Raw genomic sequence first — 16,450 nt, 5'->3', positions numbered from 1 at the left:
CCGCGGTGTCAGGCCGCCCTGGGCCCGGGAGGCGCGCCGGTGCCCTCGTCTCCGGGCGCCCCCGGTTGGGGAACACTCGTTGCCACGGCCGGCCCCCGCCCCTCCGTGTCACGCCGCCCCCTGGGGTCGTACGGCCCCGGTCGGGTCGCCGGGGGCGTCGGGGGTGTCGAGGAGGCCTGCTTCCGCCAGGGCGGTGGCCAGGCCAGACCGGCCGGAGGTGGACATCTTGCGGTAGCAGTTCGTCAGGTGCTTCTCCACGGCCCGGCGGGAGACGCCGAGGGAGTCGGCGATCGCCTGGTTGGTCAGCCCCTGGACGGCCATCTGGGCCACCAGCCGTTCCGCGGACGTCAGCGGGGTGCGGGCGATGACGCCGGCCGCCGCCGGTCCCAGCGTCTCCTGCGCCCGGGCGGCGATCCGCCCCGCGCCGCACTCCACGGCCAGTTCCAAGGAGCGGCGCAGCGCGGCCTCCGCCTCGGCGGCGTGACGGGGCGCCACCGTCTCCGCGAGCCGCAGCAGCACCGCGGCCCGGGTGTGCAGGTCGGCCGAGTCCTCCAGCACCCCGGCGGCCTCGCGCAGCAGCTTGGGTGCGGCGGCCTCGTCGCCCACCGCGGCCCGCAGCGCCAGCGCACGGCCGAGCGCCGACGGGGCGCCCCAACGGCGGGCCTGCTCGAGGTACTGCTCGGACAGCTGCTCGGCCCGGTCGGCCTCGCCGGTGCGGTGCAGGGCGCGGGCCGCCCAGTAGGCCGCGGGCACCACCAGCGGGTTGCGCCAGCCCGCCCGGTCCAGGGCGTACCCGGCGTCGAGGTAGTGCTCCACCGCCGTGCCCGGTTCGCCGCGGGCTTCGGCCTCCATGCCGCGGACCAGCGTGAGCAGCGCGGCGAGTTCGCAGTTCTCGTGCAGTCCGCGGAAGCGTTCCGGCACCGCGGCGACCAGCTCGGGTTCCCGCGCCCGCAGCGCCACCGCGACCAGGGCCAGCGCGGACAGCATGGTGGCCTCCTCGGGGGCGACGGCGGCGCCGGCCCGCACCGCCCGTTCCCGCGCGGCCGCCAGCCGGCCCTGGGCGAGCAGCACCAGCGCCTGCTCGGCCAGCACCACCGACTCCTCCAGCCGTCCGCCCCGCCGTACGGCGTCCACCAGGGCCTTGTCCAGCCAGGGCAGCAGCCCGGCCACCGAGTCCGCGGCGACCGATATCGGCACCAGCAGCGGCAGCATCGTATGGACGTGCGCGGCGGAGGCCGGCTCGTGGTCCAGCACCCGGTGGGCGAGCGCCCCGATGTGCGCGGCCGGCAGCCCCGCCGAGACGGTCGCCGCGTGCAGCAGGGCGACCAGCAGCTCCCGCTGCTCGCCGGTCGCCGTCTCGGGCCGCTCGTCCAGCCGGGACAGCCGGTCCGCGGCCGACGCGAGCACTTCCGGGTCGTTCTCGCACAGGTAGTACATCCGGGCCTGCAGACGCTGCCGGAGCGAGCGGTGGGCGGCCGTCGGCCCGCCGGGGCCCGCGAGTTCGTCCGCCGCGCCGAGTTCGTCCGCCGTGCGCCGCAGCAGATCGGTGAGCGACAGCAGCGTGGCCGCCGGCGCGACGGGCGTCAGCGCCACGAGCGCCTGCGCGCGGGCCAGCGGGCCGGGCAGCAGCGGGAACGCCTGCGCGACGTGCCGTACGGCCACCGACGGGGCGAAGCTGCGCTCCACATGAGCGAGTTCCACCAGCAGCCCGGCCCGGGCCTCGCTGTGCGGCGGGATGTCGCGCAGGGCCCGGCGCAGATAGCGGGCGGCGGTCTCGGGCGCCCCGCGCCGTACCGCGGCGTCGGCGGCGCGCCGCAGCACGGCCACCGCGTCGTCGTCCAACTGCGCGGTGGCGGCGAGGAGATGACCGGCGACCCGCTCGGGCGCGCCGCCCCGGTAGCGCAGCAGCGCGGCGGCCCGCAGATGCAGACGGTTGCGCTCGTCCGGGGAGGTGCCGTCGTCGATGACCTCGTGCACCGCCCGGTGGGCCAGCCGCAGGGTGTCCTGCCGGGTCACCAGCGCCAGCCGGCGCAGCCGCCACAGGCTCTCGTCGAGGTCCACCGGGTCAAGCCCGGCGAGTTCGCCCACCACCTGCCGGTCGGCGTCGTCCCCGAGGACCATCAGCGCCCGGGCCGCGGCGAGCACGTACGGCGGCTGCTCGCGCAGACACAGCAGGAGTCTGCGGCGCAGCGCCGGCGGCACCATCGCCGCCACCGCGGATGCCTCGGCGGCCTCCGGCGCGACGCCGCGGGTCTGGCACTCCTGCAGCAGCGACACGAGGTGCAGCGGGTTCCCCCGGGTGGCCTCGTGGCACGCCGCCGTGAACTCCGGGTCGGCCGGCACACCCAGCCGCTCCAGCAGGAGCCCGTCGACGGAGGCCGGACCGAGCGGCGCCGGCAGCAGCGTGTGCTCGGCGGCGGCGAGCGGCCGGACCTCCTGCCGCTCCGCCGCCGGCTCGCCCTCGCAGAGGGTGACCGCCACCAGGATCCGCCGGTGCGTCACCTGCTTGACCAACTGGTCCAGCCACTGAAGGGACTCCTCGTCGGCCCAGTGCACGTCGTCGACGAGGAGCACCGGCACCCGGTCGTGGGTCATGTTCTCCACCATCGACAGCAGCGCCCGCACGGCCGTCGCCGTGCGCTGCCTGCTCGACTCCGCGTCGCCCTGGAGGAAGGCGAGGGCGGGCCGCGCCGGCCCGGAACACCACCGGGCCACGAACGACCCGGACGTCAGCACCGGCTCCAGCAGCTGCCGGGTCACCCCGAGGGGGAAGTCGCGCTCGGCCGGGGCGGCGTACGCCCGCATCACCAGGGCGCGGGGCGGAGCCGTCGCACCGGCCGACGGCCCGGCGGTGAACCGTGCGGCCAGTTCTCCGATCTCCGTCAGCAGCGCGGACTTGCCGATGCCGGGCGGGCCGCTGATCACGATGAGCGATCCGTTGCCGTGCTGGGCGAGCCGCAGGGCCTCGGCCGCCACCTTCAGTTCGTTCTGCCGCTCAAGCAGCATGCCAGCGGCCTCCTTGCGCGGTGTGGTTGAGCATGGGGGGTGGATGGGAGGAACGTCGGTCGGTGGACGTCAGGTCGCACGTGCGTGGTCGCTCAGCCGCCGGACCACGGACGCGGGGACGTCCGCCCGGGCCGGCGGGTGCAGCCCGGCCGTCTCCCGGGCGACGAGGGTCTGCGCGAACCGGCGGGCCGCGGGGGTACGGCCGAGCCGGCGCAGCGCGCGTTCGGTGAGCCGGGTCGCCTGCGGGGCGGGGGAGGCGAGGCCGCGGCGCAGCTCGGTCCAGGCGAGCGCGGACTCGGTGCCCCAGCGCTCGGCCAGCCGCAGCTCCTCCGCGAACAGCCCGGCCGCCCGGTCCTCGTCGCCGCAGCCGAGATGGGCCAGCGCCGCGAGTGAACGCCACGCCAGCAGCGCCGGGTTGCGCCAGCCGCGCACCGACAGCCGCCGGCCGCACTCCTCCGCCTCGGCCAGCGCCTGCCGGGGCCGCCCCCGGCACAGCATGAGCTGCGCGCGGCTGTACAGCAGCTCGGTCCACGCGCTGCTCTCCTCGGCGCCCGGCGGCAGCTCCTCGGCGGCCAGCAGGTCGGCCTCGGCGAACCGCTCCCGGGCGATCAGCACCCGGATCTGCGCCGCCCGCAGCTCGGTCAGCCGGGTGGGATGCCACACGTGCGGCGGCGCCAGGGAGCGGCAGGCGGCCAGGTCGCGTGCGGCCGTCTCCGGGTCGCACGCCCGCAGGTTCAGCCGCGCCCGCAGCAGCAGACCCGTCGCGACGACCGTCGGGCTGGCCCGCTTGCCCGCCTCGGCGAGCGTGGCGTCCAGCGCGTCGCGCGCCGCGGAGTGCGCGTCCGCGAGCGACAGCACACAGACCGCGGTGAACCGGGGGAACAGCGGCCCGTCGAGCGGCGCCCGCAGCACCTTGAGGCTCATCTCCCGTACGGCGGCGGCGTCGTCCCCCCGCATCGCCTGCCGCCACGCGTCGGCCGCCAGCACCGCCGGATCGAAACCGGGGTCCGCCGTGCCGAACGCCGGGGCGAGAGCGCCGTGCGACGCGCCTGCCGCAGCGAGTCCCCCGGCGGAGCGTGCCTGACGTGTACGACCCCGCCCGACCGGGCTGTCGTGCCGTACGGGACCCTCGCCGCCCCGGCGCCCGCCACCGGCCGGACGGCCCGGCTGTGCAACGTCGTCCCAGGAGGCGCCCTTCGCCCACCGCAGCAGGTCCGCCGTCCGGTCGCCGCCGTCGGCACACGAGGGCAGCGCAGGCCGTGCGCCGTCGCCGTCGTACGACGGGACCGGCGCCGCCGGTGTGCACACCGGTTCGCCGCGGGCGAGGACGAGGTCGGTGGCGGCGGCGCGCAGCCGCGGGCCGGGCGGCGCCCCGGACAGCAGCTCGCCGATCCGCACCTGCGCCGCCTCCGGCGCGGTCACCGCGTACGCCTCGGCGGCCTCCAGCAGCACCTCGGCGCGCTCCGCCCCGGTGAGCGGCTCGCGCAGCGCACGCTCCAGCAGTTCGGCCGCCTCCGCGGGCCTGCCCCGCACGAGACGCAGCCGGGCGGCGCGCCGCAGCACCGGCGGCACCCAGGGATCGCCCAGCGGCCCGGTGCTCAGCAGCAGCGTGGCCACGTCCTCCTCGGCGGCGTCGCACCGGTGGGCCCAGCGGGCCGCGTCCGCACGCAGCCGTGCCCGGGCCTCGGCGGGCACCCCGGCCAGCACCGAGGCGGTGCGCTCCGTGAGCGCGGGCCGCGGCGGGTCACCGGGGCCGATCAGCCCGTGCGCCCTCAACTCCCTGAGCGCGCCGGGGACTTCGGACGCGTCGAGGCCGACGAGCGCGGCCACCCGGTCCACGGGCACCAGCCCCCGGCACACCAACAGGCCGCGCAGCAGCGTCAGCGGCGCCTGGGCCAGACGCGCGACCGTCTGCCCCGCCAGCTCCGAACGGGCCGTCTCCATCCCTTCGGCGAACGCCGCCCTGAGCTGGGCCGCGGTCATCTCGCCCGGCTCGCGACGCAGTTCGTCCAGGACCCACCGCAACAGCCAGGGGCTGCCCCGGCTGATCCGGGCGGCGTGCTCCCACCACGGATCGCCCGGTCCGGCCGGCTCGGGCAGGCCTGTCGCGGTGAACAGTGAGCGGACCTCCGGCGCACCGAGCGGCCCCAGTTCCAGCAGCAGGCCCCCGCCGTCCTGGCAGAAGGCCGCCTGGTCGACCAGGGGGGCGCAGTGGTCGGGGAACTCGCCCCGGGTGCCGGTGACGGTCATCAGCACGCCGAGCGGCGCCGAGGCGAGCCGCCGCAGCAACCCCCCGATGACGGCCACGGATTCGGGATCCGCCCACTGCACGTCGTCCAGCGCGAGCAGCGTCGGCCGGTGAGCGGAGGCCAGCAGACCGCGGCACCAGCCCACCACGGACTGCTCCTCGTACGGCACCGCCGCCCGGGCCGTGCCGGCTGTGGAGGTGCGGGGCTCCAGCTGCGCCACGTAGGCGTACGGGGTGTGGGCCGACGACGCCGAGCCCAGCGCGGTGAGCACCTGGACCCCGACCGCGCGGGCGAAGGCGATGCCGCGCCGCAGGAGCCTGCTGCGTCCGCTGCCCGGGACTCCGTGGAGGACGGTGACCCCCGCCTGGCCGGCGGCGAGCCGGGTCACCAGGTGCACCAGCGCGGCCTGTTCGGCGTCCCGGCCGTACAGCGGCGCGAGAGAGTCCTGGGTGGCCCGCTCGCGCAGCAGCCGTCCGCCGGGCGCCGACGGCAGGTGGCCCGTGACGCTCATCGGGGCTCACCCCCGGCAGCGTGCAAGCGCTTGCGCCTCGGCCGGGCCGGGGCATAGGCGGATCGGGCGGACATCGCGGCCCTGCCGGGCCGGGGGAACGGGTCCGGTAAACGCGGGACGGGTGCTGGGCAGCCGCGGCTCAGGGGACGAGTGGCTGACGGGGCCGGAACGGTATTCACGGTGCCACCGGATGTTCTGTGTGTGGGGGGCGGTCACGGGAGGGCTGACGGTCGGAAGTGATGTGACAATGGCCGACGCGGACCCGGCGTGCACGGTTGCGGGAAAACCGCTTTCACCGCTTTGTGGGCGGTTGCGGCACCCTGCACTTGGTTGGGCGTCGGTCACACGCACAACGTCGGTGATTATAGCTGTCAACTGTGTCTTATGTGTGAACCTCTGTCTCGGGAAGAAAGTACCGAAGGAGTGCCGAAGTAGTCCGTGGCCCCCTCCGGGAAAAAGGGGAGAGGCGTCCGCCTCGGCCCGCTTTGCTCCTGGTTCGGGCAGTTCATACCGCGCCCGCGTAAACGTGAGCGCTGCTCGCTTTCGCACGGGGAGATGTTGAGGAAGCGTGAAGGGCATTCCGCCGGAACACGGGAAATCGGGCCTGAGCGATGATCCGCTGGACCTTCTCGCGGTCGGGTGAATTCCGGGTTCGCCGACACCCGGTCACATCCGTGTCAGGCACTCAGTGCCCCATGATGTGGCAGCGCGGGTTCCGGTCGTCGGTGAATCCAGGGAATTACTCCATGAATTCTTGCTGTCGATTTCCTGTCAGGGCTTCCTGTCGCGGCCTGCTGGGACCTGCCCGGGACCTGCCGGGGCCTGTCGGACCCGGTCCGCGGGGCTGCGGTGACCCGTCGCGAACCGTCGTGAACCTGCCGTGGACCTGTGGTGGCACCGAGGGACAGCAGTTGGCCGGAAACGGACGTCCGAGCCCGGAGCGCGGCCCGGGAGGTGAGCCACGGCCGCCGTACCACGCGAGTCACGGGACACCGCGTCCGCCGGGTGCCGTCAGGCGGGCAGCCGGATGCGGAACCAGGCACCGCGCTCGCTCGGTTCGAGCGTCAGCGTGCCGCCGTGGGCGCCGATGATCGCCGAGGCGACGCTCAGCCCCAGCCCGTTGCCACCGCCGGCGCCCTCCTTCGGCACGGGCGCGGTCGGCTTTCCGCCGTGCACGAACCGGTCGAACGCGGTCTCTCGCAACTCGGGCGGTACGCCGGGCCCGTCGTCGATCACCTCGATGACCCGGTGGCCGTCCTCGTTGCCCAGCCCGAGGACGGTGCGTGTGCCCTCGGGCGTGTGGTGGCGGACGTTGGCCAGCAGATTGGCAACCACCTGGTAGAGGCGGTCCCGGTCGCCGACGACCGTGTACTGGCCCGGCAGGATCGTGAGCCGGACCGGATGGCGCGGCGAAGAGGCCTGCGCGTCGGCGACCGCGTCGCGGCACAGCCGGGCCAGGTTCACCGGTTCGCGGTGCAGGGGCTGGCCCAGGTCCAGCCGCGCGAGCAGGACCAACTCGTCGATCAGCGCCGACATGCGCCGGGTCTCGTCCGTCATCCGGTCCATGGCCACCTCGAACTTCTCCGGATCGGCCAGCCCGCCCATCCTGGCCAGCGAGACGTAGCCGGAGATCGCCGTGAGAGGGGTGCGCAGCTCGTGCCCGGCGGTGGCCAGGAACTCCAGCATCCGCTGCTCCGACCGGCGCCGGCTGACGCGCTCGCGTCGCAGTTGGGCGGCCAGCCAGAGCGAGACGGCCAACAGCGCGAAGATCAGGAGCAGTTTGAGGGATGTGGGTGAGGTGGTACGACGGGATGCCGAGCGGGGCGCCGCGAACACGGCGCCGGCGCCGGCGCCGCTGTCGCCGCGAGCCCCGGCCGAGGCGGGGGAGCCGTCATCGGGCGCCGCCCCGCTGAACGTGCTGGTCCGGGGCGCCGCGGCCACATGAGGCGCAGGCCGCTGCCGCGTCGGCACCGGTGTCGCCCCGTACGCGACGGACGTGGTCTCCCGCGCGCTGCCCGGGGCGAGGTGGGCCACCTGCAGCCACCGCACGGGCCGTCCGGCGCCCATGAGGTGGGCCGAGGGATCGTGCGCGTACGACCCCGCGGCCGCGAGAACCGCGGCCAGCAGCAACGCAGCCCCGAGGGCCGCCGGGCCGCGCCGTAGCCGTAAGGCGTACAGGGGCGCGCCCCGCCGGAACGGCGGTCTGCCCAGAAGGCCGTCGATGGAACACCTCACCGTCCGTCCAGGTCGCGGTGTGAAAGCGACGGGAAAAAGCCTTGCTGCGGCACGATACCCAAGTTCGGGGATTCGCAGGGTTTCAGGGGCTGGCTGAGATCTTTCGAAGGCCGACAGAAGTTGACAGCCAGGCCTTCGCAGGTGGGCCCGCGTAGACACCCCTCGCGGGGGCGGTCGCGCGCGCCGGGGACGGCACGACGCGCACCTGCGGGGCGGGGCCGCTGGACGAGTCGCGACTACCGGACGTAGCGCCCCGCGACGCTTCCGTCGCCGCGTGCGACGACTGCACGAAACCCCAGTTCACTACGGCGAGTCGAGGTGCGGCACGGGGCGTGGGCAACCGGGCCTGGCCGCGCGCGAGGCGTCGCCGGCGCTGCCCCGCCCGACCCCGTACCCGCACGACCCTCGTCCGGGAAAAGCTAGGGAAATCCCTGGTTTTCCCCGTGATCCGCGTGACACCCGCAGGCTGACAGTGGCCATCGCGCACGACTCCGGGACACGAGAGGACACGAGAGGACGCGATCAGGCGGGGAACAGGCCATCGCGCAGAGACACATGGCGCTCGCCCGCGGAAAACCCCGCACGGCGCTCGCATACGTGACGGACTCGACGTACTGGATGCGGGACGCAACAGGCGTACGCCACAAAACCGGCGGCCTGCGCGAGCAGAGCCCCGGCCGGCGACAGCCGCTAGGAGAGGGTGGCCCGCGCCACCGAGGCGGTCTCGGCCCGGGCTCGCTCGTCCAGTGCGGGCAGCGTGACATGGAACCACGCCCCCCGCTCGGACGGCCGCAGGGCGATCGTGCCGCCGTGCGCCTTCACCACTGCCGCGGCCACGCTCAGCCCCAGTCCGCGCCCCCGGCAGGGATCGCCGTCCGGCGCCGACGGCGTGTTCTCCGCGCGGAAGAACGGCTCGAAGACGTGCTCCCGGGCCGCCTCGGGAACGCCCGGGCCGTCGTCCACCACGTCGATCACCTGACGGTCGCCGTCCAGCCGCAGCCGTACCTCGGCGGAGGTGTCCTCGGGCGTGTGGGCCAGCACGTTGGAGACGAGATGGCCGATCACCTGCTCCAGCCGGTGACGGTCCCCCTCCACCAGATGGGTCGGGGACTCCGTCACACAGCGCAGCGCGTGCCGGGCGCCGGGGGACTGCGCCCGGGCCACGGCGTCGGCGCACACCTCGGCCAGGTCCACCGGACGCTGTTCGAGCATCCCGCCCTGGCTCAGCCGGGCGAGCAGCAGCAGGTCCTCCACCAGCCGGTTCATGCGGTGGATCTCACGCTGGACCTGTTCCATCGCGTGGTTGAGCCGGCGCGGGTCGTCCAGCGCCCCGATGCGGGCCAGTTGCGTGTACCCGGTGATGGTGGTCAGCGGGGTGCGCAGTTCATGACTGGCCGCGCCGACCAGTTCGTGCAGCCGAAGCTCCGCCTGCTTGCGCCGCACGGCTCCCTCCTCGATGCGCCGCAGCAGGTAGTTGAGGGTGTCGGCCGTGCACTGCAGTTCCCGCGGCGGTCGCGGGACCGAGGGGAGCCGCTCGGAGGGCTCGTCGCTGGCCTCCGCGATCCGGCGGGCGGTGCGGTTCATCTCCCGGATGGGCAGCAGGGCGCGGCGACTGCACCACAGCGCCCCGAGCACGAGCAGGCCCATCACCGGGACGCCGACGACGAGTTCGGCCCGAACGACGGGACACAGTGCCGATTGTTCTCCGGACTCCGCGCCCAAGGCGGCCGTTCGGGCGTCAACCGGGGTCGTTCGCGTGTCAGCCGGGCGGTCGTCACCGGAAATTCGGGCCGCGGACAGCCGTACCGTTTCTTGGGCACCCGCGTTCGCCGTGGTCCGACCAGGGTCCAACTGCCTGATGGGATACGCGGCTTTACCCGGAGTCCGCCCGGCGGTCGCCGGCGCGTCACCTGGCCGCAGCCGCACCGCCCGCACCACACCCCGTCCGCGCCCGGTGTCGGCCGCCGCCGACACAGCCACGGACACGCGCTGCTGATCGGAGTGGTCCCGCGGCCGGTCGGAGAGGGGGAGCGCGCAGTAGCCCTCCGTGCCGAGCACGCCGAGGGCGGTGAGGGCCAGGAGGGCCCGGGTGAGCCTGCGGGACTTCGGGCTGAGCGCGGGGCGGGTCCGCGCCGTCCCGGGGCGGTCCGGCGCGGCGCCGGTGGCGGTGGGCACGGGGTCAGCCCTCCGTGATGTGCGAGGGAGGGCTGGTGCGCACCAGATAGCCCGCTCCGCGAACGGTGTGGATGAGAGTCTGGTCGGTGTCCCCGAGTTTGCGGCGCAGATAGTAGATGTACGTCTCCACGATGCCCGACTCGCCCTGGAAGTCGTAACTCCACACGTTGTCGAGCATCTGCGCCTTGGAGATGACCTGGTCGGCGTTCTCCAGCAGGTACCGCAGCAGCGCGAACTCCGTCGACGACAGCTGCACCGGCTGGCCGTGCCGCCACACCTCCCGGGTGTCGCGGTCCAGCTCCACCCAGCCGGCGCGCAGCCTGCGGCTGTTGGACGGCGCTATCTCACGGCCGCGGCGCATCACGGCACGTATCCGCGCCACCACTTCGTTGAGGTCGAACGGCTTGGTCACGTAGTCGTCGGCGAGTTCCAGGCCGCGGATCTTGTCGGAGACGGCGTCCCGCGCGGTCAGGAACAGTACGGGCGCGTGGACGCCGGCGTCGCGCAGCCGCCGGCAGACCTCGAAGCCGTCCATGTCGGGCAGGACGACGTCCAGCAGGATCACGTCCGGGGCGTGCCGGGCGGCGCGGTCGAGGGCCTCGGACCCGCACGCCGCGGTGACCACCTCGAAGCCCATGAACTGGAGCGCCATCGTGAGCATGGAGGCGATGCTGGACTCGTCCTCCACGACGAGCACCGTGGACTTCGCGGACGTGTCGCTTCTGGTCATCGTGTGTGTCGCACCATAGGAGTGAGTTCGGACCTGCGCCGCCGATATCTGCTCCCGACATCCGCCGCCGAGTCGAAGGAGACAGAAACCACTTGCCGTTGTGGTCATGATGGCACAGGGGTGATCAGACGGCTCAGGATTCCGAGCGCTCTCTGAGCGAGCTTTGATGCACCTTTGATGTTCGTGGTCTTTGCTGACCGGACATGAGGACATACGCGGCGGCGACACCCGAGCCTGACCTGCTCTTCCCGGCCGAAGGGGCCCCTGGGAACGACGACGACGCCGACGACGCTCGGCGCAGAGTGCAGTGGGAGATCTTCTCCGCCCTGACCGAGGTCGTGTCCGGCCAGGGGGACTGGAGCACCGAGAGCGCGGCCCGGATCCGCGCGGAGGGCCGCGCGTGGGCGCGGCGCGGCGGATCCGTCGACGACCTGCTCGCCATGCTGCGCACGATGACGCGCCGGCTCATCGACCGCTGCACCGTCGGCGGCCAGGAACAGGACTCCCTCGGACACGAGGTCACCGTGCTGCGGCTCGGCGACGCGGGCCGCCGGGTCGGCCGGGAACTGAGCTGCGGCTTCTTCGAGATCGACGCCGACACCGCCCCCGAACTGCCGCGGCAGGCACCCCCCGCCGCCCTCGCCCCCACCCCGGTGGCCGGCTCGGACTCCGCCCCCGACACCTGCGCGGTGCTCGGGGTGCGCGGGCCGTCCTGCACCCGCGCCGACATCGAACGGGCCTTCCGGGGCCACGCCGTCACCACGGTGCTCGGCTCCCCCGAGGGCGCCCACGTGCTGCTCTGCGCCACCGACCAGAAGGCGGCCCTCGCGCTCGCCCGCGCCGTCCACCAGGACCTGCCGGGCGAGGTGTGGATCGCCGTCCACCGGCAGGACCCCCGCACCGGTCGCACCGACCCGCGCGAACTGCTCGATGAGAGCGGGCTGTCGATCGTCGACGGCATCTGCGCCACCCTCCTCGCGCTCGGCTCCCCGCCCGGCGTGTACGAACTCGACGACGTCCTGGTCGAGTACGGCGCCGCGGCCACCCCCGCCGTCTCCGAACGGCTCGTCCGCATGGTCGAGCCGCTGCACGAGCACCCCGTGCTCTGGGACACCCTCGCCGCCCTCATCGCCGCCGACGGAGTGCGCCACCGGGCCTGTCTGCGCCTGGGCATCCACCGCAACACCCTCGACCGCCGGCTCCAGCGGATCGCCCTGCTGACCGGTCAGCGCCCCGAGGGACTGCGCGGTCTCGCCACCCTGCGCGCGGCCCTCGCCGTCGTCGCCGTGACCCGTCTCCAGCGCAGCGCCCGCCGCGCCGGACACGACACCTCCGCCGCCCGGAAGCACCACCCGCACCCCGCGGCATTTCCTCCGTCCCGACGCATCGCCGCGGCGGCCTCCTGACGCCGTCCGCACCAGCGGGCCCCGCCCGGACCGCCGGCTCCCACCCCGACGACGCCGGCCCCGGACTGGAGCCCCAGCCCCAAAGGAGCGCCCCGGGCCGGGACACATCACCCGGGAACCCGCAGAGCCAGTGAGGACCTCTGCCGCAGCCCCACCCCCTCGGCTGCGGACCCAATGCGGCCCGCTCCCCCCTCGAGCGCGATCACCCTCGCCGGCTAAACGCGTCGGCCCGCGCGCCAATCCCGGCCCGTGCAGCCGACCCCGGCCCTTGGGCACAACTCCCGCCCGTGCAGCCGACCCCGGCCTATGGACACACCCCCCGCCCCTGCAGCCGACCTGGCCCCTTGGGCACAAGTCCCGCCCGTGCAGCCGACCTCGGCCCTTGGGCACAACTCCCGCCCGTGCAGCCGACCCCGGCCCATGAGCACACCCCCCGCCCATGCAGCCGACCGCACGGCGCCCGCACGCTCACGACCCCCGGCGCGCGTTCCAAGCCCAGGCCTACATGCCCGATCCCGGTCCGCGAGCCCAACTCCCAGCCTGCGCACCGAACCCCGGCCCGCGCAGCCGATTCAGGCCGACGAGCCCAACCCGGCCCGTGCACCTGGAACCCCGGGGCCGCCTGCCCGAACCCACCGGCTCACGTGCCCGGCGCCCCGGCCCACGCTCGACCCCGAGCAGCACGCTCGTGCCCGAATGCCCTGTGCCTGTGCCCGAATTGCCCTCTGTCCGTGCCCGAATCGGCGTATCCGCCCATCACCCCGGACACCGCTCCATACCTCACGGCCCGACCGGACCGAGTCAAGAAAAACCCACGTCAGCACCCATGACACCGCCGCCTCCGCTCCCCGGCCACGACCAGCCGGCATGACGGACACCCTGCCCGACACCCGTACCGTCGTGCCCGAATCACCGGTACCCGTGCCCGAATACGAAAGCAAACGTGTCGCGGCCTGCACCGACCGTGCAGCCGAGCCGGTGGCGGTCCGGACCAGCCCTGGTACGGTGATCGCGCGACCCCGGTGACCAGCGGGGCAGCGCGGTTCCGACCAGGCCGCGTTCCTCCCTGCGCGCCCCCATACGCCTTGGTCCTCCGTCCACCGACGCGACGGCCGGGGCGGGGCCGGCTCGCCGGGGTGCGAGGAACCGACCGCACCCATGAGGCGCGTCCCGTGACCGCCTCCCGCAACAACCCCCCATCAATGAAGCCCACGAACGGACCGGCACCTCCGCCGTGTTCCGTCGGGCGGTGTTAGGAGTCGCGGTGGCCCTGTTCAGCGTCGGAAACGGAGAAAGCGCAGGCGGCGAGGTCCCGCCGCGGCTCGTCGGCCGGGACGCGGAACTCTCGCTCATCCGCGAGCAGGTCAAGGACACCGGCCGCGCGGTGCTGCTGCGCGGCCCCGCGGGCATCGGCAAGACCCGGCTGATGAGCGCCGCGATCGACGCCGCGACCGAGCAACTGGCCACCGACGACGCCTGCGTGCTCACCGTCAAATGCCCGGAGAACGGCAGCGGCGCCTACGAGGTCGTCCGGTCCCTGTTCGCACCGCTGCACCTGACCGAGGGCAACACCGCGGGCCACCCGCTGCTGCGCGGCAGCGCCCGCCTCGCCCTGCCCGCCCTGACCCCGGGCCGCACCGCCGACGCCGCCCCCGCCGACCTCTACGCCGTGATGCAGGGCCTGTACTGGCTCACCGCGGGACTCGCCGCCGAGCGCCCGGTCGTCCTCGCCGTCGACGACCTGCAGTGGTGCGACGAGGCGTCGTTGCGCTGGCTCGGCTTCCTGCTGCGCCGCGCCGAGGACCTGCCGCTCGTACTGCTCCTCACCCTGCGCACCGAGGCCGAGGAGGCGCTGCCCGCCGCACTGGAGGAGATGGCCGACGTCCCGTCCTGCCTCACCCTCGACGTGCACCCGCTCGGCGAGGAAGCCGTGGGCGACCTCCTCGCCCAGGCCCTCGGCGGCCGGCCCGACGCCGCACTCGTCGACACCTGCATGCGCATCACCGGCGGCACCCCCTTCCTCGTGCACCTGCTGGCCGGCCGGTGGAAGGAACGCGACCCGCTCACCGGGCCCGGCGCCGAGGCCGACGAGGGAGCGGGCCTCGGCCTGGTGGCCCGCTTCCAGATCGACCGGCTCACGGCCGAACGGCTCGCCGTGGCACGGGCCGTCGCCGTACTGGAGGAGGAGACCGTCGACACGGTCGCCGCCCTCGCCGACACCCAGCCCGAGCCCGCCCAGCGCGTCGTCGAGGACCTGCGCGCGGCCGGCCTGCTGCGGCCGGACGCCCTCGCCTACCGGCACGACCTCATCCGGGAGGCCGTCCTGCAGACCCTGCGGCCCGCCGAGCGCGCCGCGCTGCACGAGCGCGCCGCCCGGCTCCTCGACGAGGCCGGACGCCCCGTGGAGGAGGTCGCCGTCCAGCTCATGCTGCTCCCGGCCAGCCCCGAGGCCTGGATGGTCACCGCCCTGCGCTCCGCCGCCCTCGGCGCCGAACTGCGGGGCGCGCCCGCGACGGCCGGCCAGTACCTGACCCGCGCCCTGCACCACGTCCCCGACGACCTGGACCTGCTGTCCCACTCGGCCAGGGTCTTCGCGCACATCGCGCCCGGCACCGCCCTGCGCCACCTCGAACACGCGCTGTCCCTGCCGGCCGACCCCCGCACCCGCTGCCGGCTGGTCCTGCAGTACGGCGTCACCTCGCTCGGCGCCCACAACTCACTGCGCGCCTTCGACCTCGTCAACGAGACCCTCGACGTGACCGCCGGGGAACTCGGCACGTCCCCCGCCGACCAGGCCCTGCGCGCCCGCGTGGAGGCCATGGTGCTGATCTCCGGCCTTGACGAGACGTCCACCGTCGGCCGGGTCAGCCGCCGCTTCAGCGACTACACGCCCCCGCCCGGGGAGACGCCGGACGAACGCCTGCTGCTGGGCATGCTGTGCGCGCTGCGCACCCTGGAGGGCCGGCCCGCCGCCGAGCTGGTGCCCGCCGCCGAGCGCGTCCTGCGCCTCGGCGACGGCCCCCGGGGCGGCTGGGGAGCGCTCGGCGCCTCCCTCACCCTGTACCTGGCGGACGAGATCGACCCCGTCCACACCGCATTGAGCACGCTCCTCGCCCAGGCCCGGGCCCGCGGCGAGGCCTGGCAGTGCGCCCTCGTCTCCACCACCCGCGCCCAGCTGCACCTGTGGGCCGGGAACGTCACCCAGGCCCTGTCCGACGCGCAGTTCTCCCACGACCTCTTCGACCGGGAACTGCGGATGCCGACCTCGGTCTCCCCGCAGTGCGCCCTCGCCGCCGTCCACGTGCGGCGCGGCGAACCGGAGAAGGCCCGGCAGCTCCTGGACCGGATCCAGCGGCCCCGGCTGGAGCAGTTCACCCTCGAGTACCACACCTACCTGATGACCCGCGCCCGCACCCGGGAAGCCCTCGGCGACCTCGAAGGCGCGCTGGACGACCTGCTGCGCTGCGGCGACAGCCTCACCGCGGCCGGCATCGGCAACCCCGTACTGGCGCCCTGGTGGTTCGACGCCGCCCAGCTGCTGGCCCGGCTCGGCCGCGAGCACGAGGGGCACGCCGTCGTAGAGCGCGTCACGGCGCCGGTCGACGAGTGGGGGACCGTCCGGGCGCGCGGCATGCTGGCCCTGGCGCGCGGTGTCCTCACCCCGGGCGACACCGGCCTCGGCCACCTGACCGAGGCCGCCGACCTGCTGGGCAGGAGCCCCGGCCGGCTGGAGCACGCCCGCGCCGAATACCTCCTCGGCCGGCGCCTGTTCGACCGCGGCGACGCCCAGGGCGCCCGGACCCGGCTGCACCGCTCCATCGACGCGGCGGTCCTGAGCGGGGACAAAATGCTCCTCGACGAGGTGCGGCCGGTCCTCGCCGCCGCGCGCGGCCGACTGCGGCGCGGCACCACCTCGCCTGCCGAGTCCCTCAGCGGCGGCGAGCGCCAGGTCGCCGAGCGCGCCGCCGCCGGAGCCACCAACCGGGAGATCGCGGAAGCCCTGTTCCTCACCCAGCGCACCGTCGAGTTCCACCTGACCAGCGTCTACCGCAAACTCGGCATCCGGGGCCGCCACCAGATCGCGGCAGCCCTCACCGAGACCCGCACCGACGGCTGAACCCCCCAACTGACGGGCGGT

7 protein-coding genes are annotated in these 16,450 nt (G+C 74.6%); 2 read left to right on the top strand and 5 right to left on the bottom strand.

What is annotated here, in order from left to right:
- Nucleotides 1-108: 108 nt before the first annotated feature.
- From AB0950_RS19435 to AB0950_RS19415, 5 genes are all read right to left on the bottom strand, one after another.
- On the bottom strand, nt 109-3,006 hold the full coding sequence (locus AB0950_RS19435) for an AAA family ATPase (protein WP_366779052.1): 2,898 nt from the start codon (nt 3,004-3,006) through the stop codon (nt 109-111).
- Nucleotides 3,007-3,075: 69 nt separating this feature from the next.
- Nucleotides 3,076-5,766, bottom strand: a complete 2,691-nt coding sequence (locus AB0950_RS19430) for an ATP-binding protein (protein WP_366779051.1) — start codon at nt 5,764-5,766, stop codon at nt 3,076-3,078.
- 1,011 nt (nt 5,767-6,777) lie between these two features.
- Nucleotides 6,778-8,001 carry a HAMP domain-containing sensor histidine kinase gene (locus AB0950_RS19425; RefSeq protein WP_366779050.1) on the bottom strand — a complete coding sequence of 408 codons (1,224 nt, stop codon included), beginning with the start codon at nt 7,999-8,001 and terminating at the stop codon, nt 6,778-6,780.
- A gap of 690 nt (nt 8,002-8,691) precedes the next feature.
- Nucleotides 8,692-10,176 (bottom strand): HAMP domain-containing sensor histidine kinase, encoded by a 1,485-nt coding sequence (locus AB0950_RS19420; protein WP_366779049.1) that lies wholly within the window; start codon nt 10,174-10,176, stop codon nt 8,692-8,694.
- Between the two features lie 4 nt (nt 10,177-10,180).
- Nucleotides 10,181-10,906 carry a response regulator transcription factor gene (locus AB0950_RS19415; RefSeq protein ID WP_360161967.1) on the bottom strand — a complete coding sequence of 242 codons (726 nt, stop codon included), beginning with the start codon at nt 10,904-10,906 and terminating at the stop codon, nt 10,181-10,183.
- 203 nt (nt 10,907-11,109) lie between these two features.
- Between AB0950_RS19415 and AB0950_RS19410 the strand changes: the two genes are divergently transcribed.
- Nucleotides 11,110-12,312: a helix-turn-helix domain-containing protein gene (locus AB0950_RS19410; RefSeq protein WP_366779048.1), complete on the top strand. Its 1,203-nt coding sequence runs from the start codon at nt 11,110-11,112 to the stop codon at nt 12,310-12,312.
- A 1,264-nt stretch (nt 12,313-13,576) separates the two neighbouring features.
- A complete protein-coding gene (locus AB0950_RS19405) occupies nt 13,577-16,429 on the top strand; it encodes an AAA family ATPase (RefSeq protein WP_366779047.1) in 2,853 nt (950 codons plus the stop codon).
- Nucleotides 16,430-16,450 lie beyond the last annotated feature (21 nt).

Source organism: Streptomyces sp. NPDC007189, from assembly GCF_040703635.1.
Taxonomy (GTDB): Bacteria; Actinomycetota; Actinomycetes; order Streptomycetales; family Streptomycetaceae; genus Streptomyces.
The sequence above is the reverse complement of the archived record's forward strand: the minus strand, read 5'-3'. Positions and strand labels throughout refer to the sequence as shown.

What these genes read in the sequence shown, in the direction of transcription:
- AB0950_RS19415 (WP_360161967.1), bottom strand. Translation starts at nt 10,906, where the DNA reads ATGACCAGAAGCGACACGTCCGCGAAGTCCACGGTGCTCGTCGTGGAG.
- AB0950_RS19410 (WP_366779048.1), top strand. Translation starts at nt 11,110, where the DNA reads ATGAGGACATACGCGGCGGCGACACCCGAGCCTGACCTGCTCTTCCCG.
- AB0950_RS19435 (WP_366779052.1), bottom strand. Translation starts at nt 3,006, where the DNA reads ATGCTGCTTGAGCGGCAGAACGAACTGAAGGTGGCGGCCGAGGCCCTG.
- AB0950_RS19430 (WP_366779051.1), bottom strand. Translation starts at nt 5,766, where the DNA reads ATGAGCGTCACGGGCCACCTGCCGTCGGCGCCCGGCGGACGGCTGCTG.